Source organism: Mycobacterium sp. (genome assembly GCF_035603715.1).
Lineage (GTDB): Bacteria > Actinomycetota > Actinomycetes > Mycobacteriales > Mycobacteriaceae > Mycobacterium.
In genome coordinates this window covers 1-4,909 of sequence record NZ_DATNJW010000241.1, presented here as the reverse complement: position 1 = coordinate 4,909, position 4,909 = coordinate 1, and the positions used below count along the sequence as shown (strand labels likewise).

The following is a 4,909-nucleotide window of genomic DNA, read 5'->3' as shown; positions in this document are numbered from 1 at the left end:
AGATCGCGGCCAACCACGATGTCATGACCTGCGGCGAAGGTTCGTTGCGATCCGTCGTACCGGACTGTCAGCGCGGGCGGTGCGGCGTGACTCATCGCCCCAACATTAGCTGCTTGGCTCACTGCACCGACTGTATCGGCTGCCGCTTGATCGCCTCCGAGCGACACGGGCGAGGGGTCAGTAGGTCAGTGCGCCAACGCATCGGGTGCGCCGGTCACCACGCAACGGGTGCGGGTGTAGATCGTCGGCATGCACCGGTTGCAATGCGTGCACGCCGATTGCACCGCGGCGCCGTCGCGTGCGATCCGGTTGATCAAGTCGGGCTCGGCCAGCAAGGCCCGGCCCATCGCGACGAACTGGAAGCCTTCTGCCATCGCCAGATCCATCGTGTCGCGGTTGGTGATGCCGCCGAGCAGGATCAGCGGCATCGTCAGCTCGGCGCGGAACTGCTTTGCTTCGCGCAGCAGGTAGGCCTCGCGGTACGGATACTCGCGCAAAAACTTCTTGCCGGTCATCCGCATGCCCCAGCGCAGCGGTGGCTTGAAGGCGCCGGCGAATTCCTTGAGCGGGGCGTCGCCGCGGAACAGGTACATCGGGTTGACCAGCGAGCTGCCGGCGGTGAGTTCGATCGCGTCCAATCCGCCGTCGTCCTGCAGCCACTTGGCGGTGGTGATCGCCTCGTCGACCGAGATGCCGCCACGCACGCCGTCGGACATGTTGAGCTTGGCGGTCACCGCGATCTGGTCCTGGACCGCGTGCCGCACCGCCATGACCATGCCGCGGGCCACTTTGGCCCGGTTCTCCAGCGAGCCGCCGAACTCGTCGTTGCGCCGGTTGATCAGCGGACTCAAAAACGCACTTGCCAAATAGTTGTGACCCAAATGCACTTCGACGGCATCGAACCCGGCGTCGATGGCCAACTTGGCCGCGTCGGCGTGCGCGGCGATCACATCGTCGATGTCGTCGCGGCTGGCCTTCTTGGCGAACCGCATGCCGATCGGGTTGAAGAACCGCACCGGGGCCAGCGCGGTGGCCTTGTTGGAGCGGGCGTTGGCGACCGGACCGGCATGTCCGATCTGCGCGCAGACCGCCGCCCCCTCGGCGTGGATCGCGTCGGTGAGCCGCCGGAAACCGGGCACGGCCTCCGGCCGCATCCAGATCCCGTTGCCTTCGGTGCGGCCGCCCTGCGAGACCGCGCAATAGGCGACGGTGGTCATGCCGACCCCGCCCGCCGCCGGCAGCCGGTGGTACTCGATCAGGTCGTCGCTGACCAATGCGCCTGGCGTGCGGGCTTCGAAGGTCGCGGATTTGATGGTGCGATTACGCAGCGTGATGGGCCCGAGCTTCGCCGGCGCCAGCACGTCCGGGGCTTCGGACATGGTCAGGAGCGTACAGCGGGCGGCGCAGCGCTCATGACAAACTGGACGACGTGGGTGCAATCACGCTGGACGGCAAAATCACGCGCGACGAGATCTTCGTCGACCTGAAAGAGCGGGTGGCCGCATTGACCGCGGCGGGGCGGACGCCCGGGCTGGGCACTGTCCTGGTCGGCGACGACCCGGGGTCCCAAGCCTACGTCCGCGGTAAGCACGCCGACTGCGCCAAGGTGGGCATCACCTCGCTGCGCCGCGACCTGCCCGCCGACATCAGCCAGGCGAAGCTCAACGACACCATCGACGAACTGAACGCCAACCCCGAGTGCACCGGCTACATCGTCCAGTTGCCGCTGCCGAAGCAGCTCGACGAGAACGCGGCTTTGGAGCGGATCGATCCGGCCAAGGATGCCGACGGGCTGCACCCCACCAACCTCGGCCGACTGGTGCTCATGGACCCGGCTCCGCTGCCCTGCACCCCACGCGGCATCGTGCACCTGTTGCGGCGCTACGACGTCGAGATCGCCGGCGCGCACGTGGTCGTCATCGGCCGTGGCGTGACGGTAGGCCGCCCGCTCGGCCTATTGTTGACCCGTCGTTCGGAGAACGCGACGGTGACGTTGTGCCACACCGGAACTCGTGACCTTGCCGCGCTGACCAAGCAGGCCGACATCATCGTCGCGGGAGTCGGTGTGCCGCACATGCTGACCCCCGACATGGTGCGTCCCGGTGCCGCAGTGATCGACGTCGGCGTCAGCCGAGTCAACGACAAACTCACCGGAGACGTACATCCCGACGTGTGGGAGGTCGCGGGACACGTGTCGCCGAACCCCGGCGGCGTGGGCCCGTTGACCCGTGCGTTCCTGCTGACCAACGTTGTCGAGTTGGCCGAGGGGCAGTGAGCGTGCGCAGCCTGCTCCGCCCGCAATGGCCGATCGTGACGGTGATGCTCATTTTCGTCGTGGCGTTCAGCTTGGCGGCGGCCAACTTCTGGCGCCGTGGCTCGCTGTTGATCGGCATCGGGGTTGGCGTCGCCGCCGTGCTGCGGTTGGCGCTCACCGAGGACCGTGCCGGGCTTCTGGTGGTGCGCAGCAAGGGGATTGACTTTGCCACGATGGCGTCCGTCGCGGCCGCGATGGTGTATATCGCGTGGACGATCGACCCGCTGGGGACGCGCTAGACCCCCGGAACTCCGGTAACGCCCGGGAACTGTGGCGGACCAGAAGGGTTACCACCCATAAGGTTTGCCATCTGCTCGGGGCAATACGTCCGGATCGCGATGGTGGTGAACATCCGGGCCACTTGCGGCGACATGCCGCGGCGGGCGACACCCGATGCGGCGGCCGCGAAGCTGCCGCCGGGCTGGGCGATCATCGGGCAGATGGACTCGCCGACCGCCATCGCGTTGCCCGGTTCGCCGTACTCGATGCCGGCGTGGCTGAGCGCGTCGATGAAGTTGTCGTCGTTGGGATCTGCCTCGCCCGGCGTCGAGAATGCGGTGGCTATCGTGATCAGACACCCGACACCGATCAGCGCCCGCACCGTCAACGGCTGATTGTTCAACTGCGACATCCAGTTGCGACGCATACCCACCCCCCTCAATGTTCTGCGGTCGCATCGAACATTGGTCTATCGCTGTCACGTCCCGAACACGGCGCGGTAAAGGTTCGCCTACGTTTGGGGCGACACGCGGTCGAGTGTGCAGCATCGCGGCGTGTCTCGGGTTCGCGTACACGACAATTCGGGCATGACGGGTGACATCTCGCGTCAGACATTTCTGCGCGGCACCGTAGGGGCGTTGGCCGCGGCCGCGTTTGTCGGGTCAGGGCGCGCCGGCGGCGCGCCGATCGCGTCGGGCTGGGACGGACTGTCTATCGGTGGGCAGGTCGTCCGGCCGGACACTCCGCAATTCGGTTCGGCTAAAGCGGTTTTCAACACCAACTACAACGGGATGACACCGGCGGCGGTTGTCGTTCCGACATCGCCGGCCGATGTGCAAAAGGCGATGGCGTTCGCCGCCGCGAACAACCTCAAGGTCGCGCCGCGCGGTGGTGGGCATTCCTATGTGGGGGCATCCACGGCGAACGGCACGATGGTGCTCGATTTGCGCCAGCTGCCCGGGGGCATCGATTACGACGCCGCCACAGGTCAGGTCACGGTGACGCCCGCGACGAGTCTGTATGCGATGCACCAGGTTCTGGCAGCGGCGGGCCGGGGTATCCCGACGGGAACCTGCCCGTCGGTCGGTGCGGCGGGCCACGCCCTGGGCGGCGGGCTGGGCGCCCATTCCCGGCACGCCGGGCTGATGTCGGACGCCTTGCGGTCGGCCACGGTGGTGCTGCCGGGCGGTCAAACGGTCACCGCGTCAGCCAACTCCCAACCCGACCTGTTCTGGGCGTTGCGCGGCGGCGGCGGCGGAAACTTCGGCGCGACCACCTCGCTGACCTTTGCGACGTTTCCCACCGGCGACGTCGATGCGGTTAATCTCAACTTCCCGCCGCAGTCGTTCGCGCAGGTGCTGGTTGGCTGGCAGAGCTGGCTGCGTACCGCCGATCGAAGCTGCTGGGCGCTGGCGGATGCCACCGTCGACCAAATGGGCACGCACTGTCGCATCCTGGCTACCTGCCCCGCCGGCTCCGGTGCCGGCATCGCATCCGCAATCGCGTCGGCCGTCGGGATGCAACCGAGCGGCACGGAAAACCACACGTTCAACTACTTGGACTTGACGAATTATCTTGCCGCCAACAACCTCAACCCGTCGCCGCTTGGATACGTCGGCGGCTCAGATGTTTTCGCGGCGATCACCCCGGCCGCTGCGCAGGGCATTGCCGCGGCGGTCGACGCGTTCCCGCGCGGGGCGGGTCGCATGCTGGCGATCATGCACGCGCTCGACGGTGCGCTGGCCGACGTGCCGGTGGGAGCTTCCGCTTTCCCGTGGCGTCGGCAGTCGTCGTTAGTGCAGTGGTACGTCGAGACATCCGGCGACCCGTCCGCCGCCGTCGGGTGGCTCAGTACGGCGCACCGGGCGGTGCAGCCGTATTCGGTTGGCGGGTACGTGAATTACCTCGAGGCCAACCAGCCGGCGTCGCGGTACTTCGGACCGAACCTGTCGCAGTTGAGCGCCGTTCGGCAGAAGTACGATCCCGCTCGGGTGATGTTCTCCGGGATGCCGGTCTGAGGGTCGGCAAGTTATCCACAGTTGCGGTTTCATCCACAGTTGGGCCTCGTGGGCGCCGTGATGTCGGTGCGCAGCAATAGAATTCACACATGCGTTCTAGTAGCCGTGCGGAGATCGTCGAAGTCTTCGACGCGCTCAAGGCTGGCATGAAACGCGCGGTGGACCTGACGTTCGACGTGCTGACCACGCCTGAGCGGCTGAGCATGTTGCAACACTGCGAAGAGATCCGCCGCGTGCTGTCTGCGGTCGAGCATCCGCTGATCAACCAGCTCGCCGAGCAGGCCGACCCGGCCGAGCTGGGCGGCAAACTGGCCCCCGCGCTGGCCAACCGGTTGCGGATCAGCCGCGCCGAGGCGTC

7 protein-coding genes are annotated in these 4,909 nt (G+C 67.0%); 4 read left to right on the top strand and 3 right to left on the bottom strand.

Annotation, left to right across the window (positions count from 1 at the left end; genetic code table 11):
* Both VN856_RS28870 and VN856_RS10285 read right to left on the bottom strand, forming a co-directional pair.
* A partial coding sequence (locus VN856_RS28870; RefSeq protein ID WP_414686922.1) for a hypothetical protein occupies positions 1–95 on the bottom strand: 95 nt, incomplete at its 3' end.
* A gap of 90 nt (positions 96–185) precedes the next feature.
* Positions 186–1,379, bottom strand: a complete 1,194-nt coding sequence (locus tag VN856_RS10285) for an NADH:flavin oxidoreductase (protein ID WP_325688598.1) — start codon at positions 1,377–1,379, stop codon at positions 186–188.
* Positions 1,380–1,429: 50 nt separating this feature from the next.
* Between VN856_RS10285 and VN856_RS10280 the strand changes: the two genes are divergently transcribed.
* Entirely contained in the window at positions 1,430–2,275 is an 846-nt protein-coding gene (locus tag VN856_RS10280) for a bifunctional methylenetetrahydrofolate dehydrogenase/methenyltetrahydrofolate cyclohydrolase (protein WP_325688597.1), read from the top strand.
* Positions 2,272–2,553, top strand: a complete 282-nt coding sequence (locus VN856_RS10275) for a DUF3017 domain-containing protein (RefSeq protein ID WP_414686921.1) — start codon at positions 2,272–2,274, stop codon at positions 2,551–2,553. The genes VN856_RS10280 and VN856_RS10275 overlap by 4 nt, the downstream gene beginning before the upstream one ends.
* Here the strand turns inward: VN856_RS10275 and VN856_RS10270 are convergent.
* Entirely contained in the window at positions 2,550–2,960 is a 411-nt protein-coding gene (locus tag VN856_RS10270; protein ID WP_414686920.1) for a DUF732 domain-containing protein, read from the bottom strand. The genes VN856_RS10275 and VN856_RS10270 overlap by 4 nt on opposite strands.
* 160 nt (positions 2,961–3,120) lie before the next feature.
* Here VN856_RS10270 and VN856_RS10265 point away from each other — a divergent pair, with 160 nt between their 5' ends.
* Positions 3,121–4,551, top strand: coding sequence for an FAD-binding oxidoreductase (locus VN856_RS10265; RefSeq protein WP_325688595.1), 1,431 nt, complete (start codon positions 3,121–3,123; stop codon positions 4,549–4,551).
* Between the two features lie 89 nt (positions 4,552–4,640).
* Positions 4,641–4,909, top strand: a 269-nt coding sequence (locus VN856_RS10260; RefSeq protein WP_325688593.1) for a DUF222 domain-containing protein, incomplete at its 3' end; no start/stop codon positions are given.